The following is a 237-nucleotide window of genomic DNA, read 5'->3' as shown; positions in this document are numbered from 1 at the left end:
CTATACAAGAAGAAGCAAAGGGTATTGTTGCCCCGCCGGATTTAAAAGAAAAAGTAATCGTGCAAATAAAAATGAAGCACGGCGGGAGTAAGAGGAAGAAACGCCTTATCGCAGGAGTACTTGCAGCAGCTCTTTTAATCCCGACGACAGGTTTTGCGTACCAATCTATTATGGCGGATGGTATATATGGATCTTTTGAGAATTTAAAAAAACATGCCGGAGCAATGACATTAGAAA

The 237-nt window shown here is 40.9% G+C and carries 1 protein-coding gene; it reads left to right on the top strand.

Annotated features, from left to right (window positions below):
- Positions 1–237 (top strand): DUF3600 domain-containing protein (locus tag ACTHSL_RS14210; protein ID WP_440381758.1); only part of this gene is annotated, 237 nt, incomplete at both ends.

It is taken from the genome of Neisseria sp. P0008.S010, from assembly GCF_051962715.1.
GTDB lineage: Bacteria > Pseudomonadota > Gammaproteobacteria > Burkholderiales > Neisseriaceae > Neisseria > Neisseria elongata.
Note: the sequence above shows the minus strand (reverse complement) of the source record. Positions and strands in the feature narration are given on the sequence as shown.